Genomic DNA, 18321 nt, shown 5'->3' with positions numbered 1-18321 from the left:
GTCGGGGCAGGGTATTTAATATTTAAATAGGGTTACTGGTCGTGGCGGGGAAGGTGCGCGGGTCGAAGTCGGTGTTAGTCCACGCGGTCTCGACCCAGTCGGTCGCCGGATGCATGTCGAGTTCTTTCAGGTGCGCCCTGGGGTGGTGTTCTGGCGCGGGCTCCTCGTGGGCGTGGACTTCGACGCCGTCGTCGGTTTGGAAGCCACGGATGTGGAGCTGGCGATGCGGATGCGGTCGCGTCGCGTCGAAATAATATCTACGTGCGTTCAAATCCTCGCCGTAGTAGCGATAGGAGAGTGGCCAGCCGGGGTTGTAGGACTTCTCGGCGAGCATGTCGTGGAGGTCCTCGATGGTGGTGTCGAGGACGACCGGGTCGCGGTCCGGTTTCGAGACTGTGAACCAGCGCCGGCGGACCGCGTAGAGGGTGCGGCGGAGCGCACGCCACGGGAGTCCCGAGAGGGGGACGCGGCCGGTCTGACGGTAGCGCGCAAGCGTGCCGGTGAGACCGAGCACTAGTGCGCCGAGTGCTTTGCCGAGCGGCGACTGGGCGAGCGCGAGCAGTTGCTCGACGCTCATGGCGCCGTGTCCTCCTCGTCGCTGTCGTCGTCAGTGCTGGATTGGGTGGCGCCGAACGCTTGCATGTTGACGATTTCGATGCCCCACATCTGGCCGAGGATGAGGAAGACCGCAGGGCGGAGGTAGACCATCAGGCTGGACGGCGGTTGTCCGAGGCCGGTCGCGGTCGCGGTCTCGATGACCGCCCACGTCGCGAACACGAGAATCGTGACGAGTTTCCGGGTGTCGGCGTTGTACTCGTGGGGGTAGAACGTGAGAGCGCCAGCGAAGAAGTAGCATTTCAGGGCGGCGCCGGGACGCTGGCGCCACTGGGTGAGCGCTGCTGGGTCGATTCGGTCATGGTCGAACATCTGTCGAGGGTATCTGGGTAGGGGTGTCATTGGTCATCGATGCTATCGAGGGATACGTTTCAGTTCACGCCAACCCTCCGCGGTGCGGATGCCGACGACGACGACCGCGTCGGCTTCGTGGCGGACCTGCAAGGGTGCGCCGACCGCGGCCTCTATCGGTGGCTGGCTGGGCATAGCTGGGTCTCGGGGTACTGAAATCGAGAGTAAAGGGTGGTTTGAGAGAAGTCCCTCAGCGGACGCCACGTGCTGGGTGTGGGAGGCCTCGTGGACGTTCGCCGGACGGCCGCATCATCGGGACTGGTCGCGAGACTTTGCCTTCAGGTGGGCGTCGATGTCCTCCAACTGGGTGCGCGTCCACCGGTCGGACTCGATAGCAGTCTGCCAGTTGAGTGCCGTCGGGAAGCCCGTGAGGACCGTTCCGTTCTCCGGGTCGACAACGATGACGTACGTGACGCCGTCGAACGCAGCCTTGAACCGGACCGCGTCGGAATCTCGACGGTCAATCCACCCCTCGGTGATGCACGTCCGGACGATGTCGCCATCGAGATGTCGGGGCGGGTCGTCAGTCGCGTCTCGGAATCGGTCACGGAAATGGTTCGTCGGCCGATACGCCGATGGGTCGCGGGGCACCGACTCACCGGCCGAATGATTCGAGGACGTGTCGGTGGACATAGCTATCTCTCAGTGATCTGGAGCTGGCCGCGGTCGAGCGACGAGTCGAACGCGGCGGTAAATGTCTCGCGAATCTCGCGGCGGATGTCGCCGAACACGAACTCGTCGCGGTCGCGGCAGTTGACACCGCACTTCGGGAGCAGCTCGCCCTTCGGCGCGGGTCGATACTTCAGCCACGAACCACAGTGCGGGCAGACGAGGACGACGTCGGCCATCCGCATCCAGCCGACGTTGAAGCCGTCCCGGTGGAGGCGCTCGGCGAGCGCGTACCAGACCCATTCGTCGCGAGCATCAGTCTCGGATTTGAGCGCTCGAAGGTACCGGGTTGCCGACGGCAACTGCGTTCGCTCGGGATCGTCGGCGTACTCGCCGTGCGTGCGCTCAAAGAATGCGGTGAGCGCGCGTCGTGACGAGTGTGTCTGCCCGGTTGAGAGGACGTCGTGGTCTGGCGTCTGGGGTTCGCGTTGCGGGATACCGCGGTCGTCCGGATGGCGGTCCTCGGAGAGATCCGCGCCGCTGCTGGGACAGATTGCGTGCGGGCCCTTCATGAGCGGCCTCCTGAGAAGACGAGTCCGGTCGCTGTTCCCCACCAGTTCACCCACCCCGTTGTGGGGTGTCCCCAGCGGGTGGCTATCCTGTGGACGTGAGTCCGAGTGTTACAGGTCTTGATTCGGAGTTGATGAAGCATAATCTTTAGGAATCCACCGTAGAAGTCCCCTCCTCTGTGGGGAGATAGCTCTCTCGCGGCCGATACGACACCGGGTCCGCACCTTGGACCCGGACCAGCCGGTCCTCCTCGACGAGCCGCCGCAGATGCGTCTCCACCGTCGACGGAGAAAGCGGCACCCGGTCCGCGATGACGTCCGCAGGCACGCCGCCCTCAAGGAGGTCTGTTTCACCGTCCGCGACCGCCTCCCGGGCGACCGCGAGCAGTTCGTCGTCGTTCAGCTTCTGCGGCCGCCCATCCCGACTCACGACGAGTCACCTCCATCAGCGACCGCCTGTGTGGCCGCCTCGAATCGACGGCCCTTCGACACGCCCGTCGGCCGTTCGCTCCACGGCCGACGTTCGACGACCTCGCCCGACTCGTCGCGCTCCACCCACTCGACAGTCGCCGCGGGCAGGTCGCGGTCGTGGGGCCGGTAGCGCTCCGGCAGTTCGTGGCGATGCTGCGCGAGGAGATCGCGCGGACGCTCCCCGTGGGTTTCGAGATACTCGCGGCGGTCCTCGAGCGCCCGGAGGACGCGCCGCCTGCCGGGTTCGATATCGTGCTCGTAGAAGTCGACGTCGTCCGGGTCGACCGCGTCCGGCAGCGCCTCGATGTCTCGGCCGCGTTGCAGTTGGCGTTCGCACGCCCGCCATGCGTTGATGACCTCGATCCGGTCGATGCCGTCGATCCGGTCCTGCATCATCCGCCCCAGCCCATGTTCGGACGGCACTTGATGCGGGTTCTCCGGGAGGGGCCGGTCGAGAAACCGCGCTGGATTCTCCCCGATATCAGCTTTCATCGCCCGGAGCCAGTCCGGCGTCTCGCCGCTCGGATTCATGACTGACCTCCATCGAGAAACCGCCACTGGTCGCGTCGGACGGGGAGTCCGGCGGCGAGCCGATAGAGGTCCTCAAGGTGGGTCTGGCAGTGCGGACACACCCGCTCTTCGAGCAGGCGGTCTTTGTCGACGGTCTGGCCGCAGTCCGGACACGCCGTCATATCCGCACCACTCCCCGCGGACCGAGGAGGCCGTCAACGTCTGGCGCGTGCTCCTCGCAGAGCGTATACTCGCGGTTGACGAGCGCGCTCGCTGGCACGAGCTTCGACCGCGGGCAGCCGTCGATACGGCACGGCGCACGCTGGTAGTCCGGATGCAGTTCGCGGACGTCCACGTACTCGTCGGTCACGCCGACGCACCTCCCGACGCCGAAGCAGAAAGACTCGCCTGAGTCTGGTGGCCGAACACCACGGCTTCCGGAGCCCTCTCATCACCCTCGGTCACCGCCTCAAGCATGTCGAGCCAGCGACCGACTCGCGGCCACCACTCGATGAGCGTCTCCGGACTCGTCGCCCACCCTGCACGAATATCCGTCATCGCCCGACCACGCTCCCCATCACTGTCGAGGAGGGCGGTGGCGAGTTGCATCCCGAGCGACCGGAGCGCCACGACGAACGGCAGGCCGTCGTCGGGTTTCACGAACCACGGCGACTCCCCGCTGTAGCGTTCCTCGTCGGAGTGGGCTGCGAGTGCGAGCCGCCAGCCCGCCGCGGTCTCCCGGACGAGCCCCATCGCCGCCAGCCAGTCCTTGTGATTCTGCCACGTCCCACGGGAAACGCCGGCGCGCTCGGCGATTGCCCGGCCGGAGAGCGGGTCCGTGGCGGCAAGTAGCGCCGCCACGAGCTTCGAGACACCGTCCGATTCCCACGGCAAGACGCGTCCTGTACGCAGTGTCGAAAGCCCGTAGCGGACCTCCGACAGCCGCAGGTCGCGACGCTCATCCTCACTACCGAGTGCGGCGACGGCGCGGGCCGCATCCAGCGGCGTCGCGACGAACGTCCGGAGCGCCGACACGGTCTCGCGGGTCACCCCGAGATTTTTCCCGGCGGCCATGCGTTCGACAGCGCTGGCGAACTGGGTTCGGTCGAGGTCCTCCGTGCTGGCGACCGGCACCCGGACGGCGATCTCCGGTGCATCCTCATGCACTTGGTCGTCCAACCCGGCAAGACGGCCACGGAGTTCCCCGGCGAGGTCGGCCTCGACGCCGCCAAGGTCGCCGACCACGACCAGCGACCCCGCCATCTCGGCGACATCGAAGGCATCCACGCTCGGCGAGATAGCGGTCTCCCGGCGGTCCTCGTCCTGCTCGAACAGTTGGCGGTAGACCGAACTCCGCCCGTGGCGGGCCTGCAGCTTCACCGCCGTAACGACCGATTTCACGAGCGTACTGCGTCGTTTCTCGGCGAGCATCTCGTGGCGACCATCGTTCTGGCGGGGGAGCCGCACCTGCTGGACGACATCGACGCCGACCAACTCGAGGAGGTCGAGCATCGTCTTTGCGAGGCCCATCGCCTCCCGAGTGACGGTGCCGCGATACTCCGCCTCGGAAACCTGCTCGAACTCCCCGCCAGCGAGGTCTCGGGTCAACTCACAGAGGTGGCGTTCAGCCTGCTCGAGTTCCTCAAGGTAGCCTGCGCCGTCCTCGACGCTGTCGGGCAGATGGCCGAGACACGTCGAGTCTCGGAGCAGATGCTTGTGGTCGGTGAGGAACGCGCCGACCTCGTCGTGGTCGTCAAGCCGGTCGCCCTCCTCGAGAATCCAGCTAAAGGTGCGGCGGCTGGCTAACGCTCTGGCAACGCACACCCAGTACTGCATCGGATTCGAGTACTCAGCACCCACGACGAGGCGGTCCACCGATTCGTCGTAGTACCACCGCGGACTCCCGCGGTCAGACTGTTCCGCGAGGGGGTAGTCCACGGTGGCGACGCCGTGCTCGACGGCTGACGCGGCGGTCCCCTGTGCGTCCCACCGCGGAAGTGGCTGGACGGTGTGGAGCGCCGGGAGGCGGTGGCGGCTGCGGCCTCCCTCGGTCTCCGGCCCCACGTGCGTGCGCGGGTCTTCACGGCTATCGTCGGACGCATTGCACACATCGCTAACGCAGTCCTCGATGGTCTGCTGTCGGGCGATCTCCTCGTCGAGAGACTGGAGATACTGGCGGCCAGCCGGGAGCAGTTCCACGTGCTTGCGTGACTGCGGGCCGAACGTGTCGACGAGGCCGAGGTCGGTGAGTGTCGAGATGAGTTGGCTTCGGCGGCTTCGTGAGACCGTTAGCTGGCTGTCCAGCGCCGGGTAGGCGAGCGTCTGGGCGTCCTCGTCGGCGAGGAGTCGGAGGACGTGGACGTCGCGGCCGTCCGGGTCGAGGGCGTCGGTCGCCTGTTCGATGCGCTGGTCGCGGCTTTCCTCGGGGGGTGTGATGTCGTCGCGGCTAACGGGCAGGTCCTCGCGATGGTCGTCGACGAGTCGGCGCTGCTCGATGCCGGACGCGACGACGCGGAGGTCGCACCCGCGGGCGAGCGCTGCGAGATAGGTGCAGACCGACTGGCGTTGGCTGCGGCGGAGCGTCCAGAACTCGTCGGTGAGCGTGACGGCGACGGTCGGCGTCCGGTCGGCGAGCGCGAGCAGGCGCGGGGCAAGCTGGAGGTCCTCGGTGGTGGCGCGCCCACCGGTTTCGGCGAGGACGCTGGTGAACTCCCATGCGGCCTGTCGGTCACCGCGGGCGATGCGGGCGGCGAGACCATGGAGGTCGGCGTCCTCGACTGTGATGTTGGCGTCGTGGAGGATGGCCTGCAGTTCGAGGGCGCTGCGGCCGTTGGCGAGGTCGCGGATGGCGGCGACGAGTGGGTCTCGGAGACCGTCCACGACAGTACTTGATAAAGCGGATAACGGTTTGTCAAGGGCTGTGGTGGTTGCTGGACTAACCGGCAGTTGGCGGGTGAGCGACAGCCCGCCCTCGCGCCCGAGGTCCTCGGGGGCGTCGTGGTCGACGCCAGCGTAGTCGTGCTCGAGGGAAACATCATCCGCGAACCGGGTGTCTTGCTCCTCGAAGACTCGTTCGGCTTGGTCGGCGAATCGGTTGTGTAGGTGCGAGAGGGCGTTGCGGGCTTCGTCTTCGAGGCGGCGGTCGCGCTCCTCGAAGACGCGTTCGGCGTCGTCTTCGTAGAGCGAGTACCAGCCCTCGAAGACTTGGTCGGCCTCGTCGGCGAGCAGTTGCTCGCGCTCGCGATGGCGTTGTTGGGCGCGGTCGCCGAGGACGCCGTAGTCGTCCATCGCGTCGTAGGCGTCGAGTTCGCCAGCCTGTTCGGCGAGGATGCGTGACCGGATCTCGGCGGCGACTTCTCGCGAGTCGTGTTCGAACCGGACCGAGAGCGTGCTCGTGTCGTGGTCGGTATAGCAGAGTGGGCACTCGACGGTCTCCTTGATGCGGAGGTCGTCGGTGAGCCAGTGGCCGCTGCAGGTCGAGCAGCCAACGACCTGCCAGCTCACGCCACACCACCCCGGTTGACGGTCTGTTGGCTGGCGTGGGGTGGTGTCTGAGAATGGTTCGGTTCACTGGATTGTGAACCTGAATTCCGAAGCCAGGGGTGGGATTTGAACCCACGAACTCCCGATTACAAGTCGGGTGCTTGAACCGCCCAAGCTCCCCTGGCGCGCTCGTCACGGACCGTCGTGACGCAGTGGCACCTTCTGGCTACTCCTTTGTGAGCGTATCGCTTTCGACCGATTTTTCCAACTCGACGCGATGCGGAGCGTAGCCGTGGCGGCGGTAGAACCGGCGGGCGTCGGCGTTCGCGGCCATGACTTCGAGCGAGACGGCGTCCGCACCGGCCTCTGCGAGTCTGGCTTCCGCGGCGTCGAGGAGTGCCGACCCGATACCCTCGCCCCGGCGCGCGGGCACGACGTAGATGTTCTGGACGACGCCCCGAACCACGTCCTGCTCGTAGTTGCTCGACTCGACGATGACGGTCACGAAGCCAATCAGTTCGGAGTCGGTCGCCTCCTCGGAGTCGGTCGCGTCGCCCGTCTCGGTGGATACCGATTCCCCGTCCGCGTCGGCAGTCGCTCCGTCGGCGCGAGCAACGAGGAGTTCGTCGGCGACCGCGTGCTGGGCGACGGACTCCCGGACCTGCTGGCGGTTCTCGCCCGGTAAGAGGTGGGAGTCGAACTCGCGCTGGCCCTCGGCCAGTTCGACCCACAGGTCGGCGACCGCGTCGGCGTCCGCCGTCGTGCCGACCTCGACGGTGACCATTCAGTTTCGGAGCGCCTCGACCGCGGGTAGCTCCTCGCCGGTCAGCATGTTGAGCGCCGCGCCGCCGCCGGTGCTGACGTGGTCGAAGCCCTCGATGTCGAACGCCCGGATGGCCGCGGCGGTGTCGCCGCCGCCGACGACGCTGTACTCGGCGTCCGTGGCGGTCTCGAAGAGGTCGCGGGTCCCGTGAGCGAACGTCTCGTCCTCGAAGACGCCCGCCGGGCCGTTGAGGACGACCGTCCCGGAACCCGCGACGACTTCGCCGTAGGCCTCTATCGTCGCGGCTCCGATGTCCATCGCGGCCTCGCCCTCGCGGGGCGGTAGGTCTTCGACGGCGATTTCGTGGCGCTCGCCGTCGCGCTCGACGGCCAAATCGACCGGGAGTCGGATGCGGTCGCCGTACTCGGCCAGCAGGTCGGCCGCGCGGTCGATTTCGTCCCAGTAGCCCTGTTCGTACACGAAGTCCGCGCTGGCGTCGCCGAGGTCGGTCCCGTCGGCCAGCAGGAAGACGTTGGCGACGACGCCGGTCGTCAGCACCTCGTCGGCGAGGCCGCGTTCGAGGACGCTCTCGGCCACCGAAATCGAGTCGGGGACCTTCGCGCCGCCGACGACGTAGGTCCGGGGTTCGGGCGTCGATTCGATGTCGCCCAGCACGTCGAGTTCCGACTCCATCACGCGCCCGGCGTAGGCCGGAATCCGGGTCGGGAAGCCGACGATGGAGGGCTGTGAGCGGTGAGCCGCGGCGAAGGCGTCGTTGACGTAGGCGTCCAAGACCGGCGCGAGTTTGTCCACGAGTTCGGTCTGCCCGGCGCGGTCGGCGGGAAACTCCATGTACTCCTCGCTGTAGAATCGCGTGTTCTCCAGCACGACCGCCTGCCCGTCGTCCAGATTCTCGACTTTGCGGCGGGCCTCCCCCGAGAAGGTGCCGTCGGCGTACCCCACCGGCGCGTCGAGGAGTTCGTCGAGTCGGTTCGCGTGCGGGCGGAGGTCCCGGAACTCCTCGCCGCCCGGACGGCCTTGGTGGGCGAGAATCGCGACTCGGCCGTCGCGGTCGAGCAGTTCCGAGAGGGTCTCGACGTGGGCGCGGAGACGGGCGTCGTCGGCCAGCGCGCCCTCGTCGGTCAGGGGGCTGTTGATGTCGATACGCACTCCCAGCGTGGTCCCTTGGACGGCGAGGTCGTCCAGGGTCTCTATCGCCATGTAGGTGTGTCCAACGGCGGGAGGGAAATATGTGTCGGGCTATCCGACAAATAAAAATTCGATTCCGAGTGAACTTTCCGGAGACCGGCGTTAGGTTCGCGCGCCGACGGGTGTGAGTTAGGTTCACAATTTGCAAACTTTTTTATAGCCCCTGTGAGACCTACTGGTAGACTATGACAGGCAAGGACAAGTCGCGGCGCGCGTATCTGAAGACGACTGCGGCGGTTGCGGGGGCCGGACTCACCGGTCTCTCGGGCTGTATCGGAAGTATCTCCGGCGGCGGTGGCGGCGGTGGCAGTCCCATCCAGATGGGGTCGGTTCTCCCGATTACCGGGTCGCTGAGTGCTTACGGACAGGGGATGCAGGACGCGGTGAACCTCGCCAAGAAGCACATCAACGACGGCGGCGGCCCGCTCGGACGTACCGTGAAGGTGACCAACAAGGACAGCGAGACGAAACCCTCGAAAGCCTCCCAGAAGTACAAATCGCTCGTCAACGAGCAGGGCATCGTCGGCTTCGTCGGTGCGGCCTCCAGCGGCGTCTCGGTCCCCATCGCGAAGAACGTCGCATCCGACGGCGTGATGCAGGTGAGCAACGCGAGTACGACGCCCGCCCTCGCGGAAATCGGCTACGACGGCGACACGAAGTACTTCGGCCGGACGGCCCCGAACGACGGCCAGCAGGGCATCGTGATGGGCCAAATCATGAACAAGAGCGACTACATCGGCGCGGACAAGGCCGCGTTCCTCTACGTCAACAACGCCTACGGGGAGGGCTTGGCCCAGAAGGCGAAAGCCGCGTTCGACGGCGAGGAGGTCGGGATGGTCCCCTACGACAAGAAATCGACGGACTACACCTCGACGCTCGACAAACTGTTCGAGAACGACCCGGACGCCATCGGCTTCGTCGGCTACCCCGGCAACGGGAAGACCATCCTCAAGCAGTGGGACAACGGCGGCTACGGCGGTCAGTGGGTCCTCAGCGAGGGCCTGAACGACAAGGGGTTCTTCGAGAGTCTGAAGTCCATCACCGACGGGATGTACCTCGCGTCGCCGAGTCCCGACTCCGCGGACAAGAGCGCCTCGGCCTTCGAGGAGGGCATGGGCGACCAAGCGGGGACGCTGTTCGCGCCCCACGCCTACGACGGACTCTTCCTGCAAGCGCTCGCCATGCACAAAGCTGGCGAGGCAACCGGCGAAGCCATCGCCGGGAACATCCGGTCAGTCTCGCGCGAGGGGACGAAGGTGTACGCCGGGCAGTTCCAGCGGGCGAAAGACTTGCTTGACGACGGCGAGAATATCAACTATCAGGGCGCGTCCAGTCCCGTGGACATGAACAAGAACCTCGAACCGCTCAACAAGTTCGCCATCATGCAGGTCGAGCAGGGCGCACGGACGGAACGGGACACTATCGAACGCTCGTGGTTCGAGGGCAAGCTGTAACCGCCTCGTCACTTACGCGCGGGTGACACCGACCGCCGACCGACCGCGAAACCGCCGAACGACGACGCTTTCTTTCGGGCCGCTCTCCGAACGCGATTGAACTATCCCGACGTGTCACCGGAATCATACACAATAGTTTATTACTATCGCGTCGTGTGTCACGTCGGAGATGTCAGAGAAATATCGAACGACGCGACGGGTGTATCTAAAGGGCGCGACGGCCGCGGGGGTGGCCGGGTTGACCGGACTGTCAACGTCCGCGGGTGCGGCCCAAGGCGGTCCCATCCAGATGGGGTCGATTCTCCCCATCACGGGGAACCTGAGCGCGTACGGGAGCGGGATGCAACGAGCGGTCAACGTCGCGGTGCAGGACGTGAACGACGCTGGCGGCCCGCTCGACCGCCAGATAAACATGACCAACACCGACAGCCAGACCCAGCCCTCGCGGGCCATCCAGCAGTACAACTCGCTGGTCAACGAGCAGAACATCATCGGGTTCGTCGGCGCGGCCTCCAGCGGTGTCTCGGTCCCGCTGGCGCAGAACGTCGCGGCCGACCAAGTGATGCAGATGAGCAACGCGAGTACGTCGCCCGCGCTCTCGGAGATCGGCTACAACGAGGACCGGAGCGTCAAGTACTTCGGCCGGACGGCTCCGAACGACGCCCAACAGGGCATCGTGATGGGTCGCATCCTCAGCGACGACCAGTACATCGGCGCGGACAGGGCGGCGTTCCTCTTCGTGGACAACCCCTACGGGCAGGGCCTCGCGGAGCGCGCCCGCGAGCAGTTCCAAGGCGAGACGGTCGGGATGGTCGGCTACAGCCAGCGGGCCAGTGACTACACCTCGACGCTCGACTCGCTGTTCCAGAACGACCCGGACGCCGTCGGCTTCATCGGCTACCCCGGCAACGGCCGGACCATCCTGAACCAGTGGAACAACGGCGGCTACGGCGGCGAGTGGGTCCTCAGCGAGGGCCTGAACTCCTCGGAGTTCCTCAGTAGCCTGAGCAACATCACGTCGGGGATGTACCTCGCGTCACCGAACCCCGAGCAGACGCCGGGCCAGACCGCGTTCGAGGAGAAGATGGGCGACCAAGCGGGGACGCTGTTCGCGCCCCACGCCTACGACGGGCTCTTCCTGCAGGCACTCGCCATCGAAGCCGGTGGACAGGCCGACGGGACCACCATCGCACAGAACATCCGGTCGGTCTCTCGCCCCGAGGAGGGCGCGAGCCAAGAGACGGCGACCACCACGGGCGACGGTGGCGGCGGTGGCGGCGGCCAGCAGGCCAACGTCGTCACGGTGGGGCAGTTCCAGAAGGCTAAGGACCTGCTGGCCAACGGCGAGGACATCAACTATCAGGGCGCGTCCAGTCCCGTCAACCTCAACGAGTCGCTCGAACCGCTCAACCAGTTCGCCATCCTGCAGGTGCAGGACGACGGCTCGACCGAGACGCTGGAGACGATTCCCCGCGAGTTCTTCCGCGGCAAGGTCGGCAACGGCGGCGGTGGCGGGACGACCACGACGACGCAAGGATAGATTCGGAACCGGAGGAGCGACCCTCGACGACCGAACCGATTTTGATTTTTCGGTCGAATCGAGAGCGAGGAAGCCAGCGACGCGAGGATTTAAATCCGAAGACGGGACGAAGGTCGCTCGGACGCCTCGTGCGGTTTCGGCCGTGGTAGAGTCGAGACCGCCAGTCCGACTAACCTGAGAGAGGGCTGAGCTAACCGAGAACGTCAGTTCGGCACGCGTCGGGAGTGACGACTATCGGGACCGAAAGTCGGTGACTGTGACCGGGACAGTAGAGTCAGCGACGACCACCGGAACGGCGACAGGGCAGCTAGCTTCAGGCTTGAACACAGGAGTCACCGCCACCGCACAGCACCGCGACCGCCACCGCACAGCGAAAGCCTCACACCTCCCCAACCGCCTGCGCTTCTCACTTCGCTGCGATGTCTGCGAACGACGTTCGCAGATCAGCGAGACGCGTCGCGTCTCGCAAGCCTCGTCCCTCGCGCGGTTGGCGCGTCGCCTACGGCGACCCGCCAGCGCGTGCCGGGCGGGGAGAGCAGCCTCACTCGAAACTCGAGAGTCAGAAAAGCGGTCGAAAAACGTGGTCGCTAGTCGTCAGTCGCCGCTTCACCGGTCTCGCCAGCGTCGCCGCCAGCGCCGAGGTACAGCTCCGTCACCTCGTCGTTGTCCAGTAGCGCCTCGCCGGTGTCCTCGAAGCGGTTCTCGCCCATCTCCAGCACGTAGCCTCGGTCGGAGTTCCGCAGGGCCTTCCGGGCGTTCTGCTCGACCATCAGCATGGCCGTGCCCGACTCGTTGATCTCGATTATCTTCTCGAACACCTCGTCCACGAGGTCCGGCGCGAGTCCGGCGCTCGGTTCGTCCACCAGCATCAGGTCCGGGTCCACCATCAGCCCGCGACCCATCGCCAGCATCTGCTGTTGGCCGCCGGACATGGTTCCGGCCTTCTGGTTCTGGCGCTCCTCGAGAATCGGGAAGCGGTCGAACACCTCCTGTAGGGCCTCCTCGGGCATCGAGTCGAGGATGTACGCGCCCATCTCCAAGTTCTCCCGGACCGTGAGGTTCGGGAAGACGTTGTCCACCTGCGGGACGTAACACATCCCCTCGCGGGTGATCTCGTCCGGCCGGAGGTCGGTGATGTCCGCGCCGTCGAAGTTGACCGACCCCTCCCAGCAGTCGATGAGGCCGAAGACCGCCTTCATGAAGGTGGACTTCCCGGCACCGTTCGGGCCGATGATGCAGACGATCTCGTCGTCGGCCACGTCCATCGACACGCCGTGGAGGATTTGGGCGTCGCCGTACCCCGAGACGATGTCGCGGGCTTCCAGTAGCGCCACGAATTATCCCCCCAGATAGGCGTCCACAACTCGTTGGTCGTTCTGTACCTCTTCGGGCGAGCCTTGCATGAGTTTCTTGCCTTGGTCCATGACGATGATGGTGTCCGAGAGGTTCATGATAACCTCCATGTCGTGTTCGACGATGCAGAACGTGTAGCCCTGCTCGCGCAGGTTCTCGATGCGTTCGAGCAACTTCTCGGTCAGCGCGGGGTTGACCCCTGCGACCGGTTCGTCCAGCAGGATGAGGTCGGGGTCGGTCATCAGCACCCGACCGAGTTCCAGCAGTTTGCGCTGGCCGCCAGAGAGGTTGCCCGCGTACTCGTTGGTGAGGTGGTCGATTTCGAGGAATTCCAGCATCTCGACGGCGCGCTCGCGCACGTCGCCCTCCTCGTCTTCGACCGCGCCGCGGCGGAACCACGCGTTGGTCAGACTCTCGCCGCGCTGGTCCTGTGGTGCGAGCATCAGGTTCTCCAGCACGGTCAGCCCCTGTAGCTCCCGCGTCAACTGGAACGTCCGCGAGAGTCCTTCTTGCGAGACCCGGAACGGGCGCTTGTTCTTGACTTCGAGGTAGTCGTTCTTGACCTTCTCCTCGGCCTGATAGACGCCAGCGCCCAGTCCCGCGCCGACGAGCGCCGCGCCGCCGGTCGCGAGCGTCGAGACCCCGGCCGAGGCCGCGGCCGCAAGTCCGATACCGCCGAAGGTCATCCCGGACGCGCTCATCCAGATGCCCTGCTCGGTCCCGCTCGGGCGCATGATGTCTTGGAGGTCGGTCCCGCGATACCGGACTTCCCCACCGTCGGGTTCGTAGAAGCCGCTGATGAGGTTGAACGTCGTCGTCTTCCCAGCCCCGTTCGGCCCGATGAGACCGGTGACGGTTCCCTCCTCGACCTCGAAGGTCGCGCCGTCCACGGCGGTAATCCCGCCGAAGGTCTTGCGCAGCCCCTCGACTTCGAGTATCGCTTCGCCAGTTCCGTGCGTCTCGTGGTCTGATTCGACTGTTTCGCTCATTCTTCTGCCACCTCCGCGACGGTTCGTTTCTCGCCCCACAGCCCCTCGGGGCGGTAGTAGAGGATGACGATGAGGAGTGCCCCGATGAACGCCAACCGGAGCGCCTGCACCGACGACCGCGCGGCCGTCGGGAAGAACCCGGCGATGTCGGCGGTCGCCTTCTGGAACGCCCAGTAGATGGTCGCGCCCAGAATCATCCCCTTGTTGTTCGCCGTGCCGCCGATGATGAGCGCGAGGAACGCGATGAACGTCACCCGCGGCGCGAACATCGTGTGGACGAGACTCTGGAAGTAGATGGCGGTCAGGCCGCCGGCGAACCCGGCGAGCGCCGACCCGAGCATCATGCTCTGGACCTTGTAGGCGAACGTGTTCTTGCCCAGCGAGGTCGCCACGTCCTCGTCCTCGCGGATGGCCTTCAGCACGCGGCCGAACGGCGACTCGACCGTAATCTCCGCGAGGTAGTAGAGCATCCCGAGCGATGCCAGCGTCAACACCAGCAGGAACCGCGCGTAGTCGAACTCGGCGGTCCCGCCTTGGAACTTCATCAGCCAGATGAGGTTCTGCACCGTGTTGTCCACGACCGCGCCCACGCCAGCGCGCTGGAACGGTTCGATGCTCGCCATCACGAAGTACCGGATGGCGAACAGCCAGATGGCTCCGACGCCGACGATGCGGACGAACTCGACGCCCGAGCCGAATCGGCTCCAGTTCGACCCGACGTAGTAGACGCCGTAGAGGAACGCCGCGAGCATCCCCATCGTGACGAACAGGCCGATACTGCTCATCGCGTCGCCCGACCCGCCGCCCAACACGATGAGCGGCGCGAAACAGGCGACGAACACGACCGCGAGGACGAACGAGACGCCGAAGTCCCGGCCCGAGAGGTCGCTGTACTTGCGGACGACCGCAACCGCGCCGAATATCCACGTGAACAGCGAGATGGCCGCGAGGAAGACGAACGCAACCATCGGTGAGTCGCCCGCGAGGAGCGCGCCACCGAACGCCGCCGTCGCCGTAATCGCGCCAGCCATCGGAGCGTAGCGGCGGTTCGCGCCGTAGAAGCCCGTGGTGACCGCGGCGAAGACGACCACGCCGAACAGCCAGTCGAGGTTCACGCCGAACAGCGTCCACCACTCGAAGGCCTGCCATGCGACGACTCCGGCCGCGAGACCGAACAGCCCACCCGCACCCAGTAGGACGCGCTGTTCGGACTCGCTGGTCTCCGTCCGCGAACGGCGCGCCGCGGCGTACCCGACTCCGAGGGTCGTCAGCGCGAGCAGGCCGTCCACGACCCACCCGCCGATACCGGGCGTGCCCGAGATGGTGCGGCCCGCCGTGACACCGCCGTCGGAGCGGGCCTCCGATGAGGCTCGCTCACCGCCGTCCGCAGCCACCTCAGTCTCGCGGCCGGTACCGACCTGTGCGAGGAGGAACGTCGCCACCGTCCAGAGGACGAGGACGACGAACCCGAGGAGGGCGGCGGCCGCGAGGGTGTCGCCGGGGAGCGGGAAGTAGCCGCGGAACGGCTGGCTGAACCCGCGGAGCGACCCCGGCCCGTTCGCCAGCCAGCCCTCCGACTGGACGACACGCTTCAGGATGACCGAGATGCCCAGCACCGCGATGGCCAGATAGTCCTCCCGGAGGCGTATCGCCGGGAGCGCGACCAACATCCCGAGGAGTCCGGCGACGACCGTCCCGACCGCGATGGCCGGGAGCCACGGCCAGTTCCACCCCAAGATGTACGTGGCGAACTGTTGAGTGCTGGCGGGTGGAAGGACCAGCAATGCGGTGACGTACGCGCCGACCAGATAGAACGCCACGTGGCCGATGTCCAACAGTCCGGTGTAGCCGAACTTGATGTTCAGTCCGAGGGCGAGTATCGCGTAGATGCCCACGATGATGCCGAGCGAGACGAGACTGGACGAGAGTGCCATGGTTAGCTACCCCCCGTGATGCCTTCCGGCTTGACGAGCAACACGACGAACAGGATGGCGAACGCGATGGGGATGCGGTACGTCGAGCCGATGTTCGGAATCGCGTAGATGCCCACGTCCATCGACAGGCCGACGATGTAGCTCCCGAGAATCGCGCCGTACACCGACTGGAGGCCGCCGAGGATGACCCCGGCGAACATCGGGAGCAACAGGAAGAAGCCCATGTTGACCGTCAGTTGGCTGAATAGTACGCCGAGCATCACGCCGCCGACCGCCGCGAACGCCCCGGCGATTATCCACGTCGCCATCATCACGCGGTCGGTGTTGATGCCCGTAATCTTCGCGAGGTCGATGTTGTCGCTGGAGGCCCGCATCGCCTTGCCGAGTTTGGTCTCCTGCAACAGGAAGTGGAGCATCGCCATCATCCCGATGGCGATGAAGAACACCGACGACCGCATCAGCGAGAGGCGGATGCGCGTCTCGAACGCCGACGAGTCGGGCACCGACCCGCCGCCCGCCAGTAGGAACAGGAGCGCGACGAACGTCACGACGCCGCCGACGGCGGCAGCGAGTTTCGGGCCGACGGTGTGACTCGTGCCGTAGCCTTCCGCGCCGCCGCGACGCCAGCGGTAGAGCGCGGCCGCGACCCCGACCGTGAGGACGACCAGCGCGACGAGCGCGAGCCACGAGTAGGCCGCGGTGAACATCGCTTGGTCGGGGTCCGGCCCGGTGTCGATGACGTGCAGAGTCAGGCCGCTTCCGGTGACGTAGAAGTCGAAGAACTTCGCGGCCGACAGGCCCACGTCGTAGCCGAAGACGGTGCCGACCTGCGGGACGACGTAGGTCCGGACCTGCCCGCCGTAGAACGCCTGCGTGCCGAACCGAAGCACGAACGAGAGGCCGAGGGTGACGATGAGCATCGTCGCCAGCGAGGCGTCCTTCGCCCGGAACTTCTGGAAGATGACTTTTTCGAGGAACGGTGCGATCCACGCCAGCATCAGCGCCGAGAGCAACAGTCCGGCCCAAATCGACGGGAAGCCGAGCGTGACGACGACGCCCAGCGCCGCGGCGGCGACCGCGTGGACGCCGAGCGCGAGCGCCGAACTGGGGTCGCCGGGCCACCACGACCCCTTCAGCGCGGGTAAGCCGCCGAGTAAGTACACCGCGGCGAGCGCCGACCCCGCGGCCAACACGAAGAGGACGACCATCCCGACGCCGCTGAGTTCGCGGCTCGTCGCCTCGGTGAACAGCTCGAACACCGGCACGGTCGTCGGTTTGTTGACGAACAGCGCCATGTACGCCCCGAGCATGAGGAGTTCCCCGTGCGCGAAGTTCGGGACCTCGGCGATGTTGTACACCAGCGCGAGTCCGATAGCGCCCAACGCGACGATGCTCCCGGTGACGAGACCGGTCACGACCGCATTGGCCAACCCGGTACTAGGTGGCATACGGAACCACCTCGCATGTCTGCTTGTCACAACCTACCATATCACGTATCTCGCAAGCCCGACCTATTTGTGTCTTGCGCTTTTTCACACCTCCTTCCCGGCCGGATTCGGCGGACCCGCCGGGTAGTGGGAGAACGCGGTAACGACGACCGTCGCCGCCGTGGCCGCCTACACTTCGCGGCAGTCTGCGCAGATGAGTTGCCCGTTGACGTTGGTGAGTTCCCGACTGAGCGTCCCGCAAGTCTCACAGATGCTCCGGTCGGAGTACTCGTGGTCGCCGTTCTCGCCGACAGTCCCGGCCGGATTCGACGGCCGGTCGCCGGTCATCGGGTCGCCGCCCGCCCGGTCGTCGGCCATCGGACCGCCGCCGGTGACTTCGCGGGGCGAGTCGCCGCGGACCGACGGGACGCCCGACAGCGACGCCGACGCCGAAATCACGTCGCGCTCCGAGAGGAGGCCCACTAACTCGTCGTCGTTGGTCACGAGCAGTCGCCGGATGTCCTCGCGGGACATGGTACCGGCGGCGTCGGAGAGTTCGCGCTCGGCACCTACCGAGACGACCGGTTCGGACATCACCGAAGACACCTGCGTCTCGGCGGGGTCGCCCTCGTCGGCGACCAGCGCCAACACGTCCGATTCGGTCATGATGCCGACCGGTTCGCTCCCTCGGAGGACGACCACGCACCCGGTTCCCTCGTCGTTCATCAGCCTCACCGCTCCGAGAACCGTGTCGGACTCGCTGACGCCGACGTATTCTCGGGTCATCACGTCCCGGACAGTCACTTCGCCTTCCATGTGAGAACGATTGCCATAGGTTCTCTAAAAAGTATCCCCGGCAAGTTTATGGGTGTAAGAATCTTATGTTAGAGATTGTCTACCCATCGACGACTCCGCCGGTCGGTTCGGCGGTGGACCGCCAGCAGGGAGTGGCCCCGTCGGACGGTTCTCGCGGCGTCGTCGGACGGACCCCTCTCGGGGCCAGCGTACTGGTCGCTCGCGAGACTTGCGGCTCGGGGAGTGCAA

At 66.1% G+C, this 18321-nt stretch carries 19 protein-coding genes and 1 tRNA gene; 2 read left to right on the top strand and 18 right to left on the bottom strand.

The genetic code is table 11. From position 1 onward, the window contains the following. Nucleotides 1-22 precede the first annotated feature (22 nt). The 13 genes from EPL00_RS11230 to EPL00_RS11175 all read right to left on the bottom strand — a co-directional run bounded on the left by EPL00_RS11230 (nt 23) and on the right by EPL00_RS11175 (nt 8592). The gene (locus EPL00_RS11230) at nt 23-577 is read right to left on the bottom strand and encodes a hypothetical protein (protein ID WP_135852621.1); all 555 of its coding nucleotides are present in this window, start codon (nt 575-577) and stop codon (nt 23-25) included. After that, on the bottom strand, nt 574-927 hold the full coding sequence (locus tag EPL00_RS11225; protein ID WP_135852622.1) for a hypothetical protein: 354 nt from the start codon (nt 925-927) through the stop codon (nt 574-576). The genes EPL00_RS11230 and EPL00_RS11225 overlap by 4 nt, the downstream gene beginning before the upstream one ends. A 42-nt stretch (nt 928-969) precedes the next feature. Next, nucleotides 970-1101, bottom strand: a complete 132-nt coding sequence (locus EPL00_RS24040) for a hypothetical protein (protein WP_274380993.1) — start codon at nt 1099-1101, stop codon at nt 970-972. A gap of 114 nt (nt 1102-1215) precedes the next feature. After that, nucleotides 1216-1599 (bottom strand): hypothetical protein, encoded by a 384-nt coding sequence (locus EPL00_RS11220; protein WP_135852623.1) that lies wholly within the window; start codon nt 1597-1599, stop codon nt 1216-1218. Between the two features lie 2 nt (nt 1600-1601). Continuing rightward, nucleotides 1602-2147 carry a hypothetical protein gene (locus EPL00_RS11215; RefSeq protein ID WP_135852624.1) on the bottom strand — a complete coding sequence of 182 codons (546 nt, stop codon included), beginning with the start codon at nt 2145-2147 and terminating at the stop codon, nt 1602-1604. A gap of 145 nt (nt 2148-2292) precedes the next feature. Beyond that, a complete protein-coding gene (locus tag EPL00_RS11210) occupies nt 2293-2574 on the bottom strand; it encodes a helix-turn-helix domain-containing protein (RefSeq protein ID WP_135852625.1) in 282 nt (93 codons plus the stop codon). Further along, entirely contained in the window at nt 2571-3146 is a 576-nt protein-coding gene (locus tag EPL00_RS11205) for a hypothetical protein (RefSeq protein WP_135852626.1), read from the bottom strand. Before EPL00_RS11205 ends, EPL00_RS11210 begins: the two co-directional genes overlap by 4 nt. Next, nucleotides 3143-3307, bottom strand: a complete 165-nt coding sequence (locus tag EPL00_RS11200) for a hypothetical protein (protein ID WP_162224200.1) — start codon at nt 3305-3307, stop codon at nt 3143-3145. Before EPL00_RS11200 ends, EPL00_RS11205 begins: the two co-directional genes overlap by 4 nt. Beyond that, entirely contained in the window at nt 3304-3495 is a 192-nt protein-coding gene (locus tag EPL00_RS11195; RefSeq protein ID WP_135852627.1) for a hypothetical protein, read from the bottom strand. Before EPL00_RS11195 ends, EPL00_RS11200 begins: the two co-directional genes overlap by 4 nt. Further along, complete coding sequence (locus EPL00_RS11190; protein ID WP_135852628.1) at nt 3492-6629, bottom strand: DUF5817 domain-containing protein; 3138 nt, start codon at nt 6627-6629, stop codon at nt 3492-3494. The genes EPL00_RS11195 and EPL00_RS11190 overlap by 4 nt, the downstream gene beginning before the upstream one ends. 90 nt (nt 6630-6719) lie before the next feature. Next, a tRNA-Thr gene (locus EPL00_RS11185) sits at nt 6720-6793 on the bottom strand. Nucleotides 6794-6834: 41 nt separating this feature from the next. Beyond that, entirely contained in the window at nt 6835-7392 is a 558-nt protein-coding gene (locus EPL00_RS11180; RefSeq protein ID WP_135852629.1) for a GNAT family N-acetyltransferase, read from the bottom strand. Continuing rightward, the gene (locus EPL00_RS11175; protein ID WP_135852630.1) at nt 7393-8592 is read right to left on the bottom strand and encodes a phosphoglycerate kinase; all 1200 of its coding nucleotides are present in this window, start codon (nt 8590-8592) and stop codon (nt 7393-7395) included. It lies immediately after the preceding gene. A 173-nt stretch (nt 8593-8765) separates the two neighbouring features. Between EPL00_RS11175 and EPL00_RS11170 the strand changes: the two genes are divergently transcribed. Both EPL00_RS11170 and EPL00_RS11165 read left to right on the top strand, forming a co-directional pair. Beyond that, the gene (locus tag EPL00_RS11170) at nt 8766-10034 is read left to right on the top strand and encodes an ABC transporter substrate-binding protein (protein ID WP_135852631.1); all 1269 of its coding nucleotides are present in this window, start codon (nt 8766-8768) and stop codon (nt 10032-10034) included. A gap of 169 nt (nt 10035-10203) precedes the next feature. Further along, the gene (locus EPL00_RS11165) at nt 10204-11574 is read left to right on the top strand and encodes an ABC transporter substrate-binding protein (RefSeq protein WP_135852632.1); all 1371 of its coding nucleotides are present in this window, start codon (nt 10204-10206) and stop codon (nt 11572-11574) included. Nucleotides 11575-12161: 587 nt separating this feature from the next. Here the strand turns inward: EPL00_RS11165 and EPL00_RS11160 are convergent. The 5 genes from EPL00_RS11160 to EPL00_RS11140 form a co-directional block, all read right to left on the bottom strand. Next, a complete protein-coding gene (locus EPL00_RS11160; RefSeq protein WP_238398177.1) occupies nt 12162-12908 on the bottom strand; it encodes an ABC transporter ATP-binding protein in 747 nt (248 codons plus the stop codon). 3 nt (nt 12909-12911) lie between these two features. Continuing rightward, the gene (locus EPL00_RS11155) at nt 12912-13916 is read right to left on the bottom strand and encodes an ABC transporter ATP-binding protein (RefSeq protein ID WP_135852633.1); all 1005 of its coding nucleotides are present in this window, start codon (nt 13914-13916) and stop codon (nt 12912-12914) included. Further along, nucleotides 13913-15850, bottom strand: a complete 1938-nt coding sequence (locus tag EPL00_RS11150; protein WP_135852634.1) for a branched-chain amino acid ABC transporter permease — start codon at nt 15848-15850, stop codon at nt 13913-13915. The genes EPL00_RS11155 and EPL00_RS11150 overlap by 4 nt, the downstream gene beginning before the upstream one ends. Nucleotides 15851-15852: 2 nt before the next feature. After that, nucleotides 15853-17298, bottom strand: a complete 1446-nt coding sequence (locus EPL00_RS11145; protein ID WP_135852635.1) for a branched-chain amino acid ABC transporter permease — start codon at nt 17296-17298, stop codon at nt 15853-15855. Nucleotides 17299-17466: 168 nt separating this feature from the next. Next, nucleotides 17467-18093 (bottom strand): CBS domain-containing protein, encoded by a 627-nt coding sequence (locus tag EPL00_RS11140; RefSeq protein ID WP_135852636.1) that lies wholly within the window; start codon nt 18091-18093, stop codon nt 17467-17469. Nucleotides 18094-18321: the final 228 nt, after the last annotated feature.

It is taken from the genome of Halorussus salinus (assembly GCF_004765815.2).
GTDB lineage: Archaea > Halobacteriota > Halobacteria > Halobacteriales > Haladaptataceae > Halorussus > Halorussus salinus.
The sequence above is the reverse complement of the archived record's forward strand: the minus strand, read 5'-3'. Positions and strand labels throughout refer to the sequence as shown.

What these genes read in the sequence shown, in the direction of transcription:
- EPL00_RS11140 (WP_135852636.1), bottom strand. Translation starts at nt 18,093, where the DNA reads ATGGAAGGCGAAGTGACTGTCCGGGACGTGATGACCCGAGAATACGTC.
- EPL00_RS11225 (WP_135852622.1), bottom strand. Translation starts at nt 927, where the DNA reads ATGTTCGACCATGACCGAATCGACCCAGCAGCGCTCACCCAGTGGCGC.
- EPL00_RS11200 (WP_162224200.1), bottom strand. Translation starts at nt 3,307, where the DNA reads ATGACGGCGTGTCCGGACTGCGGCCAGACCGTCGACAAAGACCGCCTG.
- EPL00_RS11155 (WP_135852633.1), bottom strand. Translation starts at nt 13,916, where the DNA reads ATGAGCGAAACAGTCGAATCAGACCACGAGACGCACGGAACTGGCGAA.
- EPL00_RS11170 (WP_135852631.1), top strand. Translation starts at nt 8,766, where the DNA reads ATGACAGGCAAGGACAAGTCGCGGCGCGCGTATCTGAAGACGACTGCG.
- EPL00_RS11220 (WP_135852623.1), bottom strand. Translation starts at nt 1,599, where the DNA reads ATGTCCACCGACACGTCCTCGAATCATTCGGCCGGTGAGTCGGTGCCC.
- EPL00_RS11175 (WP_135852630.1), bottom strand. Translation starts at nt 8,592, where the DNA reads ATGGCGATAGAGACCCTGGACGACCTCGCCGTCCAAGGGACCACGCTG.
- EPL00_RS24040 (WP_274380993.1), bottom strand. Translation starts at nt 1,101, where the DNA reads ATGCCCAGCCAGCCACCGATAGAGGCCGCGGTCGGCGCACCCTTGCAG.
- EPL00_RS11165 (WP_135852632.1), top strand. Translation starts at nt 10,204, where the DNA reads ATGTCAGAGAAATATCGAACGACGCGACGGGTGTATCTAAAGGGCGCG.
- EPL00_RS11205 (WP_135852626.1), bottom strand. Translation starts at nt 3,146, where the DNA reads ATGAATCCGAGCGGCGAGACGCCGGACTGGCTCCGGGCGATGAAAGCT.
- EPL00_RS11180 (WP_135852629.1), bottom strand. Translation starts at nt 7,392, where the DNA reads ATGGTCACCGTCGAGGTCGGCACGACGGCGGACGCCGACGCGGTCGCC.
- EPL00_RS11145 (WP_135852635.1), bottom strand. Translation starts at nt 17,298, where the DNA reads ATGCCACCTAGTACCGGGTTGGCCAATGCGGTCGTGACCGGTCTCGTC.
- EPL00_RS11150 (WP_135852634.1), bottom strand. Translation starts at nt 15,850, where the DNA reads ATGGCACTCTCGTCCAGTCTCGTCTCGCTCGGCATCATCGTGGGCATC.
- EPL00_RS11230 (WP_135852621.1), bottom strand. Translation starts at nt 577, where the DNA reads ATGAGCGTCGAGCAACTGCTCGCGCTCGCCCAGTCGCCGCTCGGCAAA.
- EPL00_RS11215 (WP_135852624.1), bottom strand. Translation starts at nt 2,147, where the DNA reads ATGAAGGGCCCGCACGCAATCTGTCCCAGCAGCGGCGCGGATCTCTCC.